Origin of the sequence: Maritalea mobilis (assembly GCF_019800885.1) — a bacterium.
Classification (GTDB): domain Bacteria; phylum Pseudomonadota; class Alphaproteobacteria; order Rhodobacterales; family Rhodobacteraceae; genus Roseibacterium; species Roseibacterium beibuensis.
This window is the reverse complement of record NZ_JAHVKE010000005.1, coordinates 44,223-59,812: the sequence shown is the minus strand read 5'-3', so window position 1 is coordinate 59,812 and position 15,590 is coordinate 44,223. Positions and strand designations below refer to the sequence as shown.

The following is a 15,590-nucleotide window of genomic DNA, read 5'->3' as shown; positions in this document are numbered from 1 at the left end:
AACAAGGGGGCTGATCGTGATTCCCTAGCTTGGTTGTGGCACATGTCGGTTGAGGGGGCCACCGAAGCCATGAAACCTCAGAGCCTGAGGCCATCAAGCGTTGGGCCTGCACGAAATGCAAGACCATAGGCCTATGTGTTCAAGGGGAGGGATACCGATGCAGCCGCCTAGGTCACATCACCGGATCGACACACCGAACCGTCGGCATGACGACTGATCCGTAAGGCGTCGGTACGCATTTCATCTTGGGTTGGAAATGGTGAGCCCGACAGGATTCGAACCTGTGACCAATTGATTAAAAGTCAACTGCTCTACCAACTGAGCTACGGGCCCACTCAGGCGGGCTACCTACGCAGGGAGGCCCGGGGCGTCAAGCGGAAATCCGGCACTTTCTCGAAGAAGGGATTTCCAGCACGCCGCACGGCCTGTATACGCGCGCGCATGTCCGACCTGAGCCAGACCAGCGGCCTGCCCTTCATGAAGATGCACGGGCTTGGCAATGACTTCGTGGTGATCGACGCGCGGGAAACCGATGCCGCCGTCACCGCGCCCTTGGCGCGTGCGCTGGCAGATCGTCACCGTGGCGTCGGATTCGACCAACTGGCCGTGATCGAGGAAGGCCAAGCTGCCGACCTGCGGCTGACCTTCTTCAACGCGGACGGGTCTCTGTCGGCGGCCTGCGGCAATGCCACGCGCTGCATCGCGCGTCACGAGATGAACCGAACCGGCGCATCCAAGGTCACGCTGCAAACCGAACGCGGCATCCTGATCGCCCGGGACGCAGGCGGGCGGCTGACCTCGGTCAACATGGGGCCGCCGGTTCTGGACTGGCGCGAGATCCCGCTGGCCGAGGATGTCGACCCGCTGCACCTCCCGATCGCGGGCGACCCGGTCGCCACCGGCATGGGCAACCCGCATTGCACCTTCTTCGTGGAAGACGCCGAAGCGGTGGACCTTGCCACGCGCGGCCCCGAGATCGAACACCATCCCCTCTACCCCGAGCGCACGAATGTCCAATTCGCCAGTGTCATCGGCCCCGATCATCTGCGGATGCGGGTGTGGGAGCGGGGCACCGGCATCACGCTGGCCTCGGGGTCATCCTCCTGCGCCGTGGCCGTCGCCGCCGCCCGTCGCGGGCTGACGGGGCGGTCGGTGCGGCTGACACTCGACGGCGGGGACATCCAGATCGAGTGGCGCGACGACGGGGTCTGGATGACCGGGCCGACGGCGCATGTCTTTACGGGCGTGCTGACGCCCGAGTTCCTGAGGGGGCTGTGATGGACCGCCGCGCCCCCGTTTTTCATACGCTCGGCTGTCGGTTGAATGCCTACGAGACCGAAGCCATGCGCGAGCTGTCGGCCGCCGCCGGGGTCGAGAACGCCGTGGTGGTCAACACCTGCGCCGTCACCGCCGAGGCGGTGCGCAAGGCCCGGCAGGAAATCCGCAAGCTGCGCCGCGAGAACCCGAACGCCAAGGTGATCGTCACCGGCTGCGCGGCGCAGACCGAGCCCGAGACCTTCCGCGACATGGCCGAGGTCGACCTGGTGATCGGCAACACTGAAAAGATGCAGCCCGAGACATGGGCGCGCATGGGGCCGGATTTCATCGGCGAGACGGAAAAGGTGCAGGTCGACGACATCATGTCGGTGACCGAAACAGCGGGCCACCTGATCGACGGGTTCGGCACGCGCTCGCGCGCTTATGTGCAGGTGCAAAACGGCTGCGATCACCGATGCACCTTTTGCATCATTCCCTATGGCCGGGGCAATTCGCGCAGCGTGCCCGCCGGTGTCGTGGTCGACCAGATCAAGCGGCTGGTGGATCGTGGCTATAACGAGGTGGTGCTGACGGGCGTCGACCTGACAAGCTGGGGCGCCGACCTGCCGGGGGCGCCGCGCCTCGGCGATCTGGTCATGCGCATCCTGAAACTGGTGCCCGACCTGCCCCGCCTGCGGATCAGCTCCATCGACTCGATCGAGGCGGATGAAAACCTGATGCAGGCCATCGCGACCGAACCGCGCCTGATGCCGCATCTGCACCTGAGCCTTCAGCATGGTGACGACCTGATCCTGAAACGGATGAAGCGCCGCCACCTGCGCGACGATGCCATCCGCTTTTGCGAAGAGGCCCGCCGCCTGCGCCCCGACATGACCTATGGCGCCGACATCATCGCCGGTTTCCCGACTGAGACCGAGGCGCATTTCGAAAACTCGCTGAAGCTGGTCGAGGAATGCGGGCTGACATGGCTGCACGTCTTCCCCTACTCGGCGCGGCAAGGCACGCCAGCGGCCAGGATGCCCCAACTCGACGGGGCCACGATCAAGGCGCGCGCGGCGCGTCTGCGCCAAGCCGGTGATGCGGCAGTCGCGCGGCACCTGTCCGAACAGATAGGTCGCGAACACCACATCCTGATGGAAAACCCGCGCATGGGGCGCACGGAACAGTTCACCGAGGTGACCTTTGCGGTAGATCAGGCCGAGGGGCAGATCGTCACCGCGCGGATCACCGGGCAGGATGGGCGACAGCTCCGGGTCTGATCGACCGCCAAGGAGACGCGCCATGCATCCAAACCCCGCCTTTCGACAGGAACCGGAATTCCTGAACCTGCACCTCGCCCGAAAACGCGGCTTCGGGACGCTGGTTCTGAACGGCGATCCCCTGCCGCTGGTCAGTCACGTGCCCTTCGCCCTCGACGACGCCGGAAAGGAGGCCGAGCTGCACCTCGTGCGGTCGAACCCCATCGCGCGCGCCGTGACCGAAGCCACGCCTGCCGTTATCGCGGTCTCGGGCCCGGATGGCTACGTCTCGCCCGACTGGTACGGCGCCCCGGCACAGGTGCCGACTTGGAATTACGTAGCGGTCCACCTGCGCGGGAAACTCATCCCGAGCGACCCCCAGACGATGCGCGACCACCTCGAAAAGGTCTCCGCCCAGTTCGAAGAGCGTTTGCCCAAACGCCCCTGGACCGTCGGCAAGATGCCCGAGGACACGCTTGAACGCATGATGCGGCAGATCCTGCCGTTTCGGTTCGAGATCGAGGAGGTCGATGGCACCTGGAAGCTGAACCAGAACAAGACGGACAGCGCGCGGGAAAGCGCCGCCGAGGCGATCCGGCACTCGCCCATCGGGCACGAGGTCGAAACACTGTCGTGGCTGATGAAGGGCGGCGTGCCGGAAATAGACAAGGACGCACCGGTCACCTACATCTAGGCCGAAACGGTCGAAACGGGAGGATGACCATGGCCCTGCAATTCGCCCCCATCGGGGCCATCGCCCTGCGCTACGGCGCCGTGGCCCTGGCCACCTACGTTGCGACCCGCGCCATCGCTCCGGGCCGCCTGGCCCAACCGGTCGAAGACGAGATGGACGCCACGCCCGAGGGCCTGACCCTGCGCAAGACCGAGGAGCAGGTGAACGCATCTGCCCGCTGGCGGCGCGCCGTCCGCTTGGGGCGCAATGGCAGCGGAGTGCGCGTGGATGCGACCCTTCTGGGGCGCTTGAAGGTTGAGCGCATCGCATGATGAAACTTCTCGGTTCGCCCGCCTCGCCCTTCGTGCGCAAAGCGCGGGTCATGATGATCGAAGCCGGCATCGAGGATGTCCCCTTCGTCGAGGTGACCGCGTCGCCGCTTGGCGGTGAGGAGGTACTGAATGCAGCCAACCCGTTGGGCAAGATCCCCGCACTGACCCGCGACGATGGCCCGACAATCTATGACAGCCGCGTCGTCACCCGCTTTCTTGATGCACGCTACCAGGCTGGGCTCTACCCCCCGACCCGCGTGTGGGAGACCCTGACGCTTGAGGCGACGGCCGACGGCATCATGGATGCCGCCGTCAACATCACCTACGAAAAGCGGCACCGCCCCGAGGACATCTGGTTCGCGCCGTGGCTGGACGGGCAATGGGCCAAGATCGCCCGATCCCTCGACGCGCTGGAGCGGCAATGGATAAGCCATCTCAGCGGCCCACTCGACATGGGCCAGATCGCGGTCGCCTGCGCATTGGCCTATCTGGACCTGCGCCATGACGACAAGGGGTGGCGCAACGGGCACCCTGCCCTGGCCGACTGGTTCGCCCAGTTCAATGCGCGCCCGTCGATGGTGGACACCGCCCCCTGATGCAGATCTCCCTCGCCCGCACCAACTCGGCCCGGCAGGCCTGTTTCGACATCCGCCGTGCAGTGTTCATCGACGAGCAACGCATTCCCGAAGCCGAGGAATGGGACGCGTTCGACGACAGCTGCACGCATGTGTTGGCCTCCGCCCCGTCCGGTCAGCCGGCTGGAACGGCCCGCATCATCGGCAAGGGCGACATGGCGAAGATCGGGCGCGTCGCCGTCCTGCCCGAGTTTCGCGGCACGGGCCTCGGACGCGATCTGGTGCAGTTCTGCCTCCAGCATGCGCGGCAATCGGGCTTTGCGGGCGCCGAGCTGGAAGCACAGCTTTACGCGATCCCTTTTTACGAGCGCCTCGGCTTCACCGCCGAAGGCCCCGAGTTCGACGATGGCTCGGGCATCCTGCACCGCTACATGGCGCTTGGATTTCGGCGCGCCCAGACCAGTGCCACCGTTGCGCAATGACCTTCGATTCGAGTAATTGCCGGCCAGTTGCGCATCGGAATTTTCAATCACGGCGATTGCTTTCGGTGAATGGCTCGCCAAAAGCGCGTCAAAATCTCACGTTTTCGTGAATTTTCGCACCAAACACTGCGACATTTGATCATTCCTGCGCGCGTTTGTCCGCTGGACGACTAGAGTAATGCGCCATAGACAGCAGGCGTCGGGTTACGGCGGGTGCACCGTGGCCCGATGTGGTTTTTCCAGGCCCTGATAGTCCGCTCGGGCCCAGACAAGGGGGACGCTTCAAGTGTCACACGCAGAAGACCATTCCGGTACCCGCCGCGACTTCCTGTACTACGCGACCGCAGGTGTGGGTACTGTTGCAACCGGGGCCGCGGTATGGCCACTGATCGATCAGATGAACCCGTCGGCAGATGTCCAGGCCGCCAGCCAGATGCGCGTCGATGTGTCGGGCGTCTTGGAAGGCACCCAGTTGACCATTCTTTTCCTCGGCAAGCCGGTTTTCATCAGCCGCCGCACGCCGGAACAGATCGCTTCCGCCGCTGAAACGGACGTGGACGATCTGGTGGACCCGATCTCGCGCAACCCCAACGCGGAGTTCGACGCGCCCGCAACCGACCTGAGCCGTACTCTCCCCCCCTACGAGGGCGAGAATACCGGCGAATGGCTGGTGCAGATCGGTGTTTGCACGCACCTCGGCTGCGTTCCCATCGGCAACGGTGCCGGTGACTTCGGTGGCTGGTTCTGCCCCTGCCACGGCTCGCACTACGACGCCGCGGGACGCATTCGTCGCGGCCCCGCCCCTGAAAACCTTCACATTCCGGTCGCAGCGTTCGTGGACGAAACCACGATCCTGCTCGGTTAACCGCGAGGGAGAACTCGACAATGTCTGGCATTCCCCACGACCACTACGAACCGAAGACCGGCGCCGAAAAATGGCTTCATCGCCGTCTTCCGGTCGTGTCGCTCATCTACGACACGATCATGATTCCCACCCCCAAGAACCTCAACTGGATGTGGATCTGGGGCATCGTGCTGATGTTCTGCCTCGTGTTGCAGATCGTCACCGGCATCGTGCTGGTCATGCACTACACGCCGCATGTCGACCTGGCCTTCGAGTCGGTCGAGCACATCATGCGCAACGTCAACGGCGGGTGGGCCATGCGCTACATCCACGCCAACGGCGCATCGCTGTTCTTCATCGCGGTGTATCTGCACATCTTCCGCGGCATCTACTACGGGTCCTACAAGGCCCCGCGCGAGGTGACCTGGATCATCGGCATGCTGATCTACCTCTGCATGATGGGCACGGCATTCATGGGCTACGTTCTGCCCTGGGGCCAGATGTCCTTCTGGGGGGCCACCGTGATCACCGGCCTGTTCGGCGCCATCCCCTTCGTGGGTGAAGCGCTGCAGACTTGGCTGCTCGGCGGGCCGTCGGTGGACAACGCCACGCTAAACCGCTTCCTGTCGCTCCACTACCTGCTGCCCTTCGTCATCCTCGCGCTGGCGCTGGTGCACATCTGGGCGTTCCACACGACCGGCAACAACAACCCCACCGGGGTCGAAGTGCGCCGCACCTCGAAGAAGGAAGCCGAGGCAGACACCCTGCCCTTCTGGCCCTACTTCGTGATCAAGGATCTCTTCGCCCTGGCGGTGATCCTGGTCGTGTTCTTCGCGGTCGTGGGCTTCATGCCGAACTACCTCGGGCACCCGGACAACTACATCCCGGCCAACCCGCTGGTGACCCCTGCACACATCGTGCCGGAATGGTACTTCCTGCCGTTCTACGCGATCCTGCGCGCCTTCGATGGCGAAGTCTGGGTCGTGCAGCTCGCCAGCTTCATCACCGGCGGCATCGTCGACGCCAAGTTCTTCGGCGTGCTGGCAATGTTCGGCTCGATCGTGGTGATGGCACTGCTGCCGTGGCTTGATACCTCGTCGGTGCGCTCTGGTCGTTACCGCCCGATGTTCAAGTTCTGGTTCTGGGTCTTCTTCATCGACTTCTTCGTGCTGATGTGGGTTGGCGCAATGCCGGCCGAAGGGATCTACCCCTACATCGCCCTGATCGGCTCGGCCGTCTGGTTCGCGTATTTCCTCGTGATCATCCCGCTTCTGGGCGTGATCGAGAAACCGCTGCCGCAGCCTGCCACGATCGAAGACGACTTCAACGAGCACTACGGCGACGACGACGCCTCGGGTGGCACGCCTTCGGGTGAGCGCATTCCCACCCCGGCCGAGTGACGCGGAAAGGACATATCGCAATGTTCAGGAAACTAGCCATCACCACCGCAACGGCGCTGTCCCTGGGAACGGGGGCTGCGCTGGCCGCCGGCGGCGGCGGGCACGTCACGGACTACGACTTCACGTTCGAGGGGCCCTTCGGCACCTACGACCAGACGCAGTTGCAGCGTGGCCTTCAGGTCTACACCGAGGTCTGCGCCGCCTGTCACGGCATGACGCTGGTGCCCATCCGCTCGCTCAGTGACCCGGACGGACCCGGCCTCACCGATGAAGAGGTTCGCGCGTATATCGAGATGAACTTCATCGAGGTGTACGATGACGAGCTGCAGGATTGGCGCCCTGCCACGCCCAACGACCACTTCCCGGAGGGCAGCTACGAAGGTGCACCGGACCTGTCGGTCATGGCCAAGGCACGCGCGGGCTTCCACGGCCCCTACGGCCTGGGCTTAAGCCCGCTCGTCAACGGCATCGGCGGACCCGAGTACATCGCGTCCTACCTCACCCACTACACCGGTGAGGAGATGGAGCAGTACGGCACCTACCTTTACGGGAACGAAACCTTCGACGGTGGCTGGACCCAGATGGCCCCGCCACTGTGGGACGGTCAGGTGGAATATGCCGACGGGTCGCCCAACGACATCGAGAGCATGGCCGTGGACGTCTCGGCCTTCCTGATGTGGGCCGCCGAACCGCACCTGATGGACCGCAAGCAGATGGGCTTCACCGCCGTGATGCTGCTGATCCTTCTGTCGGCCCTGCTGTACCTGACCAACAAGCGTCTCTGGGCGCCGGTCAAGAAAGCCGCAAAGGCACGGCAACCAGCCGAGTAAGCCACGCAGACAACCATTGAAAAGCGCGCCTTCGGGCGCGCTTTTTTCATGTCCAGGGTTTCAGGATCTCGGGCGGATCGCGCAGCGCATCGGCCAGCGCCATGTCGAGAACCACAGCCCCCTCGGACAGCAGGATCAGCCGGTCGCACAACCGTTCGGCATCCCGCAGATCGTGACTGGCCATGACCAGCGTCAGCCCGGCCTCGTCGCAAAGATCGGCCATCAATCCCAGCATCTCGGATCTGAGACCCGGGTCGAGGGCCGCGAAAGGTTCGTCGAGCAACACCAGCGGCCGATCCCGCAGCAGCATCCGGGCCAGCGCCACGCGGCTTTGCTGCCCACCCGACAGTTCGGACGGCGCCCGCGCGCCCATGCCCGCAAGACCGACCTTCTCCAAAGCGCTCTCGACACGCTGCGTATCGGACGGCGCCAAGCGCAAATCGGGCCGCACCCCAAGCGCGACGTTCTGAAAGACGCTCAGGTGCGGAAACAGGTTGCCGTCCTGAAAGAGAATCGACAGCGGCCGACCCGCGACGGTCGTATCGGTCATGTCCCGCCCGTCGATGAGGATGCGCCCCTCATCGGGGCGTTGAAACCCCGCGATCAGGGACAGAAGGCTGCTCTTGCCCGAGCCCGACGCCCCGAGCAGCGCAACACGCTCTCCCCGCGCGACGGACAGATCGGCGCTCAGGACGAAATCCCCCCACCGCGTGACGGTGTTCTCAAGCCGCAGCATTGACGCGCCCTCCCCTGTCGAAGATCCAGAACAACCCAAGGCTGAGCACCAGCAGCAACACCGCCGCCCCTTGCGCATCGTCGGTCCTGTAGGCCCCCATCAGGCGATACATCTCAAGCGGCAAGGTGGATTGCGACGGGGCCGAGAACAGGGCGATCACCCCGAGATCTCCCATCGAGAACGCCGCCGCGAGCCCGCCACCGAACCCGAGCGGACGCCGCAACCGGGGCAGGATCGCAAGACGAAGGCGCGAAACACCCCGCATTCCCAGTGCATCGGCTAAGCGGCCTTGCGTCGTCTCGGCCGCCCGCGCAGCCGGCACCAGCGCGCGCAACAGAAACGGGAGCGCGACCAGCGCGTTGACCAGCCCGGTTATGGGCAGGCTCAAGGCGACCGGATCGGCGATAGGATAGATGATGATGAACAACCCGGTGCCGACCACCAGCGGCGAGATCGCGATGGAAAGGAACCCGACCAGTTCCACCGCGCCGCGTCCCCGCCCCCGGGCCGCGAAAAGGGCAATGGGCAAGGCAAGGGCCACCGACAGGGCCGAGGACGCAACTGCGACAAGGATCGACCGCCCCGCCGCCCACCAGACGCTTTCGGGCAGCGACCAGATGGCCAAAGCGCCCTCGCCGATCACGGCGGCAAGCGGCAGCAACAGGAACGCGCCCGCGCCGACGATGGCGGCCCCGTCGGTGATGCGCGCGCGCAGGCCATCCCCCGGCCAGGACAGCGGTGGACGATCGAGGCCCGCGCCCATCGGTTCGACCCGCGCAGCACGTAGCGCGATCAAACCAGCGGCAAGGCAGATGGCGACCTGCACCAAACCCAGCAACGCGGCCCGCCCGAGATCGAACTCGAACCTAAACGCTTGGTAAATCGCCAGTTCGACGGTCGTCGCACGCGGCCCGCCCCCAAGCGTCAAGGCGACGGCGAAACTGGTCGTGCAGATCAGAAAAATAACCAAGGCGGCCCCGGGCAGCACCTCGCGCAGCAGGGGGCGTTCGAAATGTCGCCGCATATCCGCACCCGAAAACCCGAGCGAAGCGGCCAGCCGGATTCGCTCGGACGGAAGAGACAACCACGCCTGCAAGATGAGGCGCACGGCAAGCGGCAGGTTCAGGAAAACGTGGGCCAGAACCACGCCGCTAAGCCCGTAGATGTCGAGTGTCCCAAGGCCGATGCCCGACAAGGCCGCGTTCAGCCACCCGGCTCGCCCAAAGATCGCGAGAAGCCCGAGAACAGCGACGATCACCGGCAGGATGAAAGGCGCGCCTGTCAGCGTCACGAACAGGCTGCGCCCGACGAACCGTCGCCGCGCCAGCGCGCGGGCAACGGGGATGGCCAGCGTGACGCTGACCGCTGCCGATAGAACGGCCTGGATCAGGGTAAAACGAATGGCCGCCCAATCGGCGGCGCCCAGACGGCCCGGGGCCTCGGCGCGCAGCATGACGGCCAGAAGAGGCCCCAGAAGGGCAAGGCAGACGAGCGCGGCCAGGGCCGCGCCCGCCCAATCCATGGGTCTCAGTTGCTGAGCGCGCTTTGCCATGTGGCCAAGGCCGCGTCGCGGATCGCGGCGGCCTCCTCGGCGTCGTAGACAAGCGCGGTTTCAGGCTGGATCAGCGTCTCGAACCCCTCTGGCCACTCCGAAGCGGGCAGCGCGGCGGGATACATCCAGTTGGTGGTCGGGATGACCGACTGGAATGCGCCGCTCAGCATGAAGGTGAGGAAATCGCGCGCAAGCTCCGGCTGGTCGCTATTGGCCAGCACGCCGGCCACCTCGATCTGCATGTAATGCCCCTCGTCGAAGGCGGCGGCGGTGAAGCCATCATCCTCTTCGGCGATCAGGTGATAGGCGGGCGAGGTGGTGTAGCTCAGCACCATGTCCGCTTCGCCTTCGAGGAACAGGTCATAGCTTTCTGACCAGCCCGGGGTCACCGTCACGATGTTGTCGGACAACCCCTCCCAGATCTCGGCGGCGCGATCGCCATAGGCGTTCTGCACCCACAACAGCAGGCCAAGGCCCGGGGTCGAACTGCGCGGGTCCTGTACGACGATGGACACATCGCTGGCCGCAAGAACCTCGAAACTGGTCGGCACATCGGCAAGGTCGGTGCGATGGACGAAGGCGAAATACCCCCAGTCATAGGGCAGGAAATGCATATCCTCCCACGCGACGGGCAGGCTCAGCCCCTCGGCCATCAGGCCATGCTCGGCGATCAGGCCGGTTTCGACCGCCGCCGCGGTCAGGTTGGTGTCGAGGCCAAGCACGATATCGGCATCGCTGCGCGCGCCCTCCAGCCGCAGGCGGGACAGAAGCGCCGCGCCGTCACCCGCGGTGACGAATTGCAGGTCGCATCCGCAGATATCTTCAAACGCGGCCTCGACGGCCGGGCCCGGGCCCCATTCGGTGTTGAAACTGTCGTAGGTATAGACCGTCAGCACCGGGGTCTGCGCCTGCGCCACCCCTGCGATCATGGTCAATCCCGCGGCAATGATGGTGTGTCTCATCTCACTCCTCCTTGCGACGGGCGAAGTGAAGCCGGGGCATCTGTATGGTCCCGAAACCTTCCCTCCGCCGGTCCTAACCGGTTCAGGTTCAACGGGTTCGCGTGGCATCCCACGCATCTCAGGCCGCAACCGGCCACCCCGAGGTAGGGAAAGAGGTATGGCAGACCGAGACGCTCGGCAAGGGCCTTGCGACTTGGCATTTCGCGCGTGGGCCGCTAACCGAAGGACGACAGCAACGGGGCAGTGCAAATGAGCTTCAACACCTTCGGTCATATCTTCCGCGTCACCACCTGGGGCGAAAGCCACGGGCCGGCTCTTGGCGCGACCGTCGATGGCTGCCCGCCGGGCGTGCCGGTGACCGAAGAGGCATTGCAACACTGGCTGGACCTGCGCAAACCCGGGCAGAACAAGTTCACCACGCAGCGGCGCGAACCCGACGCGGTGGAAATCCTGTCTGGCGTGTTCGAGGGCGTCAGCACCGGGCACCCGATCCAGTTGATGATCCGCAACACCGACCAGAGGTCCAAGGATTACGGCGACATCGCCGAGAAATTCCGCCCCGGCCATGCCGACATCACCTATTGGCAGAAATACGGCATCCGCGACTATCGCGGCGGCGGACGCTCCAGCGCGCGGGAAACCGCTGCGCGGGTCGCAGCCGGCGGCGTGGCGCGAGCCGCGCTGGCGAAACTGGCGCCGAAGCTGCGGATCACCGGCTACATGGTCCAGATGGGGCCGCATGGCATCGACCGCGCGCGCTTCAACTGGGACGAGATCGAGAAAAACCCGTTCTGGTCACCCGACGCCAAGGCGGCCGAGGATTGGGCCGAGTACCTCGACGCGCTGCGCAAATCCGGTGACAGCGTGGGCGCGGTGATCGAAGTGACCGCACGCGGTGTGCCGGCGGGCCTTGGTGCGCCTGTCTATGGCAAGCTGGACACCGACCTCGCGGCCGCGATGATGTCGATCAACGCCGTGAAGGGCGTCGAGATCGGCGAGGGCATGGCCGCCGCCGCCCTGACCGGCACCGAGAATGCCGACGAGATCACGATGGGGCCGGACGGGCCGGACTACAGTTCCAACCACGCGGGCGGCATCCTCGGCGGGATCTCGACCGGGCAGGACGTGGTCGTGCGGTTTGCGGTCAAGCCAACCAGCTCGATCCTCACGCCCCGCAAGACGATCACCAAGTCGGGCGAACCGACCGAGATCGTCACCAAGGGGCGCCATGATCCCTGCGTCGGCATCCGCGCGGTCCCCGTGGCCGAAGCGATGGCGGCCTGCGTGATCCTGGACCATTTGCTGTGGCACCGCGGGCATGTGGGCGAGAACCAAGGCCAGATCGGCTAAGCCGCACCCGATTCGGGGCAACTCTCGGATTGTGACGATTTCGAGGCTGACCCGAGGCCGGGGCGTGTCGATTGTTGGAAAATCTCTCTGGCTGTTGCCGAGCCGGGTCTAGTTCCACCTTTCATTGCCGTGTTGGCGCGAAGCATGGAACAATGCAACAAATCAGCCCCATCCGCGCCATGATCCTGCCACATTTGACCCCAAGTTTGGACACACTTGGGGAAAAATGGACGTATTTGCGATGGGGCGGCCTGCCAGCTCAACCACTTTGGCCCGAGGGATCACCCTCGACTGGACTTACGTTGCCTTGGCGGCGGCAGGTCTGGTCCTTGTGGCCCTGACGACCATCCGGTCAGAAATCGACCCGGACGTGGCGCTTGCCCGGTCTGGCGGGTTGCACCTTTTGTCACCGGCCGAGCGTATCGTTGCGCTTGAAGACGACAGGTTCGCCGCGCCGGAATGGGCCGAGCAGGCCAGCGACGTCGATGGCCTTGGCCGCATGCTCGGTCCCTTGTCTGGCGAAACGCTGGATCGGCAGTTTCCGCTTACCGATGGGGCGACGTCCGCGCGCCTCGGCTTCGATCTCATTCTCTGGGACGGCGCCACGGCACCGGACATCACGATCAACGGGGCACCCGTCTTACCGAACGTATCGCAGGTGCGCACCCTCGCCGACGGCGCAACCCTCCAACACCTTGTCGTCCCTGTGGCCGCGCCTGGTGACACGCTGGAGCTGGCCATCACAGGCCAGGGCGATGGCCAGTGGGCCATCGACAACCTGTCGCTGATTGTCAGCCTTCCCGCGCCGAACGCCTAGGGATCAGGCCTCGCCCACGGCGGTGTCGAGCAGGGCTCGGATGTCATCCTCGCGGGTCGACGCGATGATCCGGCCCAACTCGTCCTCGCCACGCAGCATGATCAGGGTCGACCGGCGCGGCACCCCCAGAAGTATCGCAAACTCCGACTGGCCGTAGGTGTCCCAATCGACGCGAACAAAGGTGATGGCGGCGTCATAGGCGGGATTCTGGGCGCGCAACGCCTCGATGATACGGCCTTGGGCGCGACAGGTGCTGCACCAGCTTGCCGCAAAGTCGAGAAGCACCGTGTGCCCCTCGGCCAGAAGCCGCTCGGGCAGGCCCGGTTCATAGTCGATCATCGCGGCACTTTGCGCCGACGCCGCCATTGGTGCCAAAACCAGCGCCGAAGCGCCCAGGAAAATCTCGCGTCGCGTCATGTCTGTTCCTCCCGGATGATCTCAAAGGGCGACCGACAGGTCCTGAAGCCAGATCGGCATGTGATCCAGCAGCCAGGCCTCGGCCATGTGGTGCCAGCGCAGCAGGATCGCCACGCCGACGAAAACGAAGACGCCCCCAAGAACGGGGCGGGATGATTGGGCGAACCGGCGCAGCAGTCCCATACGCCGTTGCAGCAGGGAGCGCGCACCATAGCCAAGCGCGACGATCACCGTGCCGATGCCAAGGGCGAAGGCCACCATGATGGCGAAGGCGCGCCCCAACTCCTCCCCTTGGCTGGCCAGCGAAATGGCCCCGCCAAGCGTCGGGCCGACGCAAGGGCTCCAGACCGCGCCAAGGAGGAGGCCGCCAAGAAACTGCCCCTGCCACCCCTGCGCCTCGATCCCGTGCATCTCCTGATCGGCGCGGGCCGACATTCCGGCTGTGGCCGTCGCGAACCGGGCCGACGCCTGCGGGACCAGCAACACCAAACCGAAAAGGATCATCAAAACGGCACCGGCCCGCGCGACCGTCTGCTCGGTCAGGCCCACCAGGTGCCCCGCCGCGATGACGCCAAATCCAAGCGTGACAAAGGCCAGCCCCATCCCGGCGGCCAGGGCAACCGGCCCCCAGCGGCTGGCCTGCAAGGCCCCCGCCAGAACGATGGGGAGCACCGGCAAGACGCAGGGATTGATAAGGGTCAGCAGCCCCGCACCGTATGACAGGATCAATTCCATGCGCCTGTGATGCGCCAAAGCGCGAACACAGTCATCAAACGTCCGCGTGAGCCATATGTCAGGGCGCGGGGCGCGGGCGTTGGCGCGCCATCTGCACCGCAAGGATGCCCGCCGCGATGATCGTCACGCCCAAGGCATCGGCCCAGGTCAGCGCCTCGCCCAGCAGAACGGCGGCGATGGCTACGCCGAAAAACGGGTTCAGGAAATGGAAGGTCGCCGCGCGCGTTGCCCCGATCCGGCCAACAAGGCGGAACCAGAGGAATGTCGCGAAAAGGCCGGGCATCAGCGTGGTATAGAGGAACGCAACGACCAGAGAGGTCGACCAGCTGACCTGATAGGTCTCGAACAGTGCGGCGAAGGGGGCCAGCGCAAGGCTGCCCACCATCAGTTGCAGCCCGACGATCATCAACAGGTTCGCCCCGTCCTTGGACGCGCCCTTCACCGCCAGCGTCGCAGCCGTCAGCGCGACGGACGCGACCAGGCAGAGCGCGACGCCGAACATATCCGCCCCGCCCGAAAACCGCTGCGCCATGATCAGGGCCACGCCCCCGAACCCGACAACCAGCCCGGCCACACCCATCATCGGCAGCCGTTCGCGGAACACCAGCCAACTGGCCGTCGCCACCATCAGCGGCATGGTCGAGGCGATGATCGCGGCCAGCGACGCCTCGACCGTCTGCATCGCGATGAAGTTCAGGCCCAGGTAAAGCGCGTTCTGGCAGATACCGAAGACAAGGACCGACACCCATTGCACGCGGGTCAGGCGAAAGCTCTGCCCCATGCCGAGCGCGATGCCGATGCCCAGGACCCCCGACAGGAAAAACCGCAGCGACAGCGCCATCAGGGGGGGCGCCGCCTCGACGATGATACGGGCCGAGGTAAAGGCCGAAGACCAGATCAGGGCAAACAGCAGCCCCATCGCCAACGCGCGAAGATCCATCGAGATACCGTCAAAAAGAAAAGGGCCGCAGCCCGTCGGGCGCGACCCTTTCAGAATTCCATGCGGTCGGCAATCAGCCGTTCACGCTGTCCTTCAGAGCCTTCGCAACGGTGACTTTCACCTGCTTGTCGGCCTCTTTCTTGATCTGCTCACCGGTGGCGGGGTTGCGCACCATGCGCTCGGGGCGCTCGCGGCAGTAGACCTTGCCGATGCCCGGAAGGGTCACGGCGCCGCCATTGGCGACTTCCTTGGTCACGACAGCGGTCACGGCATCGAGCGCGGCGGCTGCGGTTTTCTTGTCGCTGCCCATCTCATCGGCCAGTGCGGCAACGAGCTGGGTCTTGGTCATGGGTTTCTGAGCCATGTGTTTCTTCTCCTGATACTGCCCGAACCCTAGGGGTTCGTTGCCGGGAAGCTAACCGAATATTG

Annotated in this window: 18 protein-coding genes, 1 tRNA gene and 1 riboswitch; of the genes, 11 read left to right on the top strand and 8 right to left on the bottom strand. The window is 65.1% G+C overall.

From position 1 onward, the window contains the following. Positions 1 to 257: 257 nt before the first annotated feature. Positions 258 to 333: transfer RNA gene (locus tag KUV65_RS16220), tRNA-Lys, on the bottom strand. Between the two features lie 108 nt (positions 334 to 441). Here KUV65_RS16220 and dapF point away from each other — a divergent pair. From dapF to KUV65_RS16175, 9 genes are all read left to right on the top strand, one after another. Beyond that, positions 442 to 1,278 carry a diaminopimelate epimerase gene (gene dapF, locus KUV65_RS16215; protein ID WP_222191779.1) on the top strand — a complete coding sequence of 279 codons (837 nt, stop codon included), beginning with the start codon at positions 442 to 444 and terminating at the stop codon, positions 1,276 to 1,278. Then, positions 1,278 to 2,537: a tRNA (N(6)-L-threonylcarbamoyladenosine(37)-C(2))-methylthiotransferase MtaB gene (mtaB, locus tag KUV65_RS16210; RefSeq protein WP_222191778.1), complete on the top strand. Its 1,260-nt coding sequence runs from the start codon at positions 1,278 to 1,280 to the stop codon at positions 2,535 to 2,537. The genes dapF and mtaB overlap by 1 nt, the downstream gene beginning before the upstream one ends. Before the next feature lie 22 nt (positions 2,538 to 2,559). Continuing rightward, positions 2,560 to 3,210 (top strand): FMN-binding negative transcriptional regulator, encoded by a 651-nt coding sequence (locus KUV65_RS16205; protein WP_222191777.1) that lies wholly within the window; start codon positions 2,560 to 2,562, stop codon positions 3,208 to 3,210. Between the two features lie 29 nt (positions 3,211 to 3,239). Then, positions 3,240 to 3,521 (top strand): hypothetical protein, encoded by a 282-nt coding sequence (locus tag KUV65_RS16200; RefSeq protein ID WP_222191776.1) that lies wholly within the window; start codon positions 3,240 to 3,242, stop codon positions 3,519 to 3,521. Further along, positions 3,518 to 4,117, top strand: coding sequence for a glutathione S-transferase (locus tag KUV65_RS16195; RefSeq protein WP_222191775.1), 600 nt, complete (start codon positions 3,518 to 3,520; stop codon positions 4,115 to 4,117). Before KUV65_RS16200 ends, KUV65_RS16195 begins: the two co-directional genes overlap by 4 nt. Next, the gene (locus tag KUV65_RS16190) at positions 4,117 to 4,578 is read left to right on the top strand and encodes a GNAT family N-acetyltransferase (protein WP_222191774.1); all 462 of its coding nucleotides are present in this window, start codon (positions 4,117 to 4,119) and stop codon (positions 4,576 to 4,578) included. The genes KUV65_RS16195 and KUV65_RS16190 overlap by 1 nt, the downstream gene beginning before the upstream one ends. 286 nt (positions 4,579 to 4,864) lie before the next feature. After that, on the top strand, positions 4,865 to 5,443 hold the full coding sequence (petA, locus tag KUV65_RS16185; protein WP_222191773.1) for a ubiquinol-cytochrome c reductase iron-sulfur subunit: 579 nt from the start codon (positions 4,865 to 4,867) through the stop codon (positions 5,441 to 5,443). A 20-nt stretch (positions 5,444 to 5,463) separates the two neighbouring features. Continuing rightward, positions 5,464 to 6,822 (top strand): cytochrome b, encoded by a 1,359-nt coding sequence (petB, locus tag KUV65_RS16180; RefSeq protein WP_222191772.1) that lies wholly within the window; start codon positions 5,464 to 5,466, stop codon positions 6,820 to 6,822. Between the two features lie 20 nt (positions 6,823 to 6,842). Further along, positions 6,843 to 7,652: a cytochrome c1 gene (locus tag KUV65_RS16175; RefSeq protein WP_222191771.1), complete on the top strand. Its 810-nt coding sequence runs from the start codon at positions 6,843 to 6,845 to the stop codon at positions 7,650 to 7,652. A 46-nt stretch (positions 7,653 to 7,698) separates the two neighbouring features. On the opposite strand, the gene KUV65_RS16170 is transcribed toward KUV65_RS16175, so the two are convergent. The 3 genes from KUV65_RS16170 to thiB are packed head-to-tail and all read right to left on the bottom strand — an operon-like array spanning position 7,699 to position 10,902. Then, positions 7,699 to 8,388: a thiamine ABC transporter ATP-binding protein gene (locus KUV65_RS16170; RefSeq protein ID WP_222191770.1), complete on the bottom strand. Its 690-nt coding sequence runs from the start codon at positions 8,386 to 8,388 to the stop codon at positions 7,699 to 7,701. Next, positions 8,375 to 9,910, bottom strand: a complete 1,536-nt coding sequence (locus tag KUV65_RS16165) for a thiamine/thiamine pyrophosphate ABC transporter permease ThiP (protein ID WP_222191769.1) — start codon at positions 9,908 to 9,910, stop codon at positions 8,375 to 8,377. The genes KUV65_RS16170 and KUV65_RS16165 overlap by 14 nt, the downstream gene beginning before the upstream one ends. Before the next feature lie 5 nt (positions 9,911 to 9,915). Next, positions 9,916 to 10,902 (bottom strand): thiamine ABC transporter substrate binding subunit, encoded by a 987-nt coding sequence (thiB, locus tag KUV65_RS16160; protein WP_222191768.1) that lies wholly within the window; start codon positions 10,900 to 10,902, stop codon positions 9,916 to 9,918. Between the two features lie 42 nt (positions 10,903 to 10,944). Next, a riboswitch (TPP riboswitch) is annotated at positions 10,945 to 11,053 on the bottom strand. A gap of 98 nt (positions 11,054 to 11,151) precedes the next feature. Here thiB and aroC point away from each other — a divergent pair. Both aroC and KUV65_RS16150 read left to right on the top strand, forming a co-directional pair. Then, a complete protein-coding gene (gene aroC, locus KUV65_RS16155) occupies positions 11,152 to 12,252 on the top strand; it encodes a chorismate synthase (protein ID WP_222191767.1) in 1,101 nt (366 codons plus the stop codon). 226 nt (positions 12,253 to 12,478) lie between these two features. Continuing rightward, positions 12,479 to 13,069, top strand: a complete 591-nt coding sequence (locus KUV65_RS16150) for a hypothetical protein (RefSeq protein ID WP_222191766.1) — start codon at positions 12,479 to 12,481, stop codon at positions 13,067 to 13,069. Between the two features lie 3 nt (positions 13,070 to 13,072). Here the strand turns inward: KUV65_RS16150 and KUV65_RS16145 are convergent, their stop codons facing one another. From KUV65_RS16145 to KUV65_RS16130, 4 genes are all read right to left on the bottom strand, one after another. After that, on the bottom strand, positions 13,073 to 13,486 hold the full coding sequence (locus KUV65_RS16145) for a thioredoxin family protein (protein ID WP_222191765.1): 414 nt from the start codon (positions 13,484 to 13,486) through the stop codon (positions 13,073 to 13,075). A gap of 21 nt (positions 13,487 to 13,507) precedes the next feature. Continuing rightward, positions 13,508 to 14,221 carry a cytochrome c biogenesis CcdA family protein gene (locus KUV65_RS16140; protein ID WP_222191764.1) on the bottom strand — a complete coding sequence of 238 codons (714 nt, stop codon included), beginning with the start codon at positions 14,219 to 14,221 and terminating at the stop codon, positions 13,508 to 13,510. Between the two features lie 58 nt (positions 14,222 to 14,279). Further along, positions 14,280 to 15,140, bottom strand: a complete 861-nt coding sequence (locus tag KUV65_RS16135; RefSeq protein WP_222191763.1) for a DMT family transporter — start codon at positions 15,138 to 15,140, stop codon at positions 14,280 to 14,282. 94 nt (positions 15,141 to 15,234) lie between these two features. Then, a complete protein-coding gene (locus tag KUV65_RS16130; RefSeq protein WP_222191762.1) occupies positions 15,235 to 15,525 on the bottom strand; it encodes an HU family DNA-binding protein in 291 nt (96 codons plus the stop codon). Between the last annotated feature and the right edge of the window lie 65 nt (positions 15,526 to 15,590).

Excerpts from the sequence above, each read along its gene's own strand:
- KUV65_RS16200 (WP_222191776.1), top strand. The coding sequence starts at position 3,240 with ATGGCCCTGCAATTCGCCCCCATCGGGGCCATCGCCCTGCGCTACGGC.
- KUV65_RS16135 (WP_222191763.1), bottom strand. The coding sequence starts at position 15,140 with ATGGGGCTGCTGTTTGCCCTGATCTGGTCTTCGGCCTTTACCTCGGCC.
- thiB (WP_222191768.1), bottom strand. The coding sequence starts at position 10,902 with ATGAGACACACCATCATTGCCGCGGGATTGACCATGATCGCAGGGGTG.
- KUV65_RS16190 (WP_222191774.1), top strand. The coding sequence starts at position 4,117 with ATGCAGATCTCCCTCGCCCGCACCAACTCGGCCCGGCAGGCCTGTTTC.
- aroC (WP_222191767.1), top strand. The coding sequence starts at position 11,152 with ATGAGCTTCAACACCTTCGGTCATATCTTCCGCGTCACCACCTGGGGC.
- KUV65_RS16150 (WP_222191766.1), top strand. The coding sequence starts at position 12,479 with ATGGACGTATTTGCGATGGGGCGGCCTGCCAGCTCAACCACTTTGGCC.
- mtaB (WP_222191778.1), top strand. The coding sequence starts at position 1,278 with ATGGACCGCCGCGCCCCCGTTTTTCATACGCTCGGCTGTCGGTTGAAT.
- petB (WP_222191772.1), top strand. The coding sequence starts at position 5,464 with ATGTCTGGCATTCCCCACGACCACTACGAACCGAAGACCGGCGCCGAA.
- KUV65_RS16205 (WP_222191777.1), top strand. The coding sequence starts at position 2,560 with ATGCATCCAAACCCCGCCTTTCGACAGGAACCGGAATTCCTGAACCTG.
- dapF (WP_222191779.1), top strand. The coding sequence starts at position 442 with ATGTCCGACCTGAGCCAGACCAGCGGCCTGCCCTTCATGAAGATGCAC.
- KUV65_RS16145 (WP_222191765.1), bottom strand. The coding sequence starts at position 13,486 with ATGACGCGACGCGAGATTTTCCTGGGCGCTTCGGCGCTGGTTTTGGCA.
- KUV65_RS16165 (WP_222191769.1), bottom strand. The coding sequence starts at position 9,910 with ATGGATTGGGCGGGCGCGGCCCTGGCCGCGCTCGTCTGCCTTGCCCTT.
- KUV65_RS16170 (WP_222191770.1), bottom strand. The coding sequence starts at position 8,388 with ATGCTGCGGCTTGAGAACACCGTCACGCGGTGGGGGGATTTCGTCCTG.
- KUV65_RS16140 (WP_222191764.1), bottom strand. The coding sequence starts at position 14,221 with ATGGAATTGATCCTGTCATACGGTGCGGGGCTGCTGACCCTTATCAAT.
- KUV65_RS16130 (WP_222191762.1), bottom strand. The coding sequence starts at position 15,525 with ATGGCTCAGAAACCCATGACCAAGACCCAGCTCGTTGCCGCACTGGCC.
- KUV65_RS16175 (WP_222191771.1), top strand. The coding sequence starts at position 6,843 with ATGTTCAGGAAACTAGCCATCACCACCGCAACGGCGCTGTCCCTGGGA.
- KUV65_RS16195 (WP_222191775.1), top strand. The coding sequence starts at position 3,518 with ATGATGAAACTTCTCGGTTCGCCCGCCTCGCCCTTCGTGCGCAAAGCG.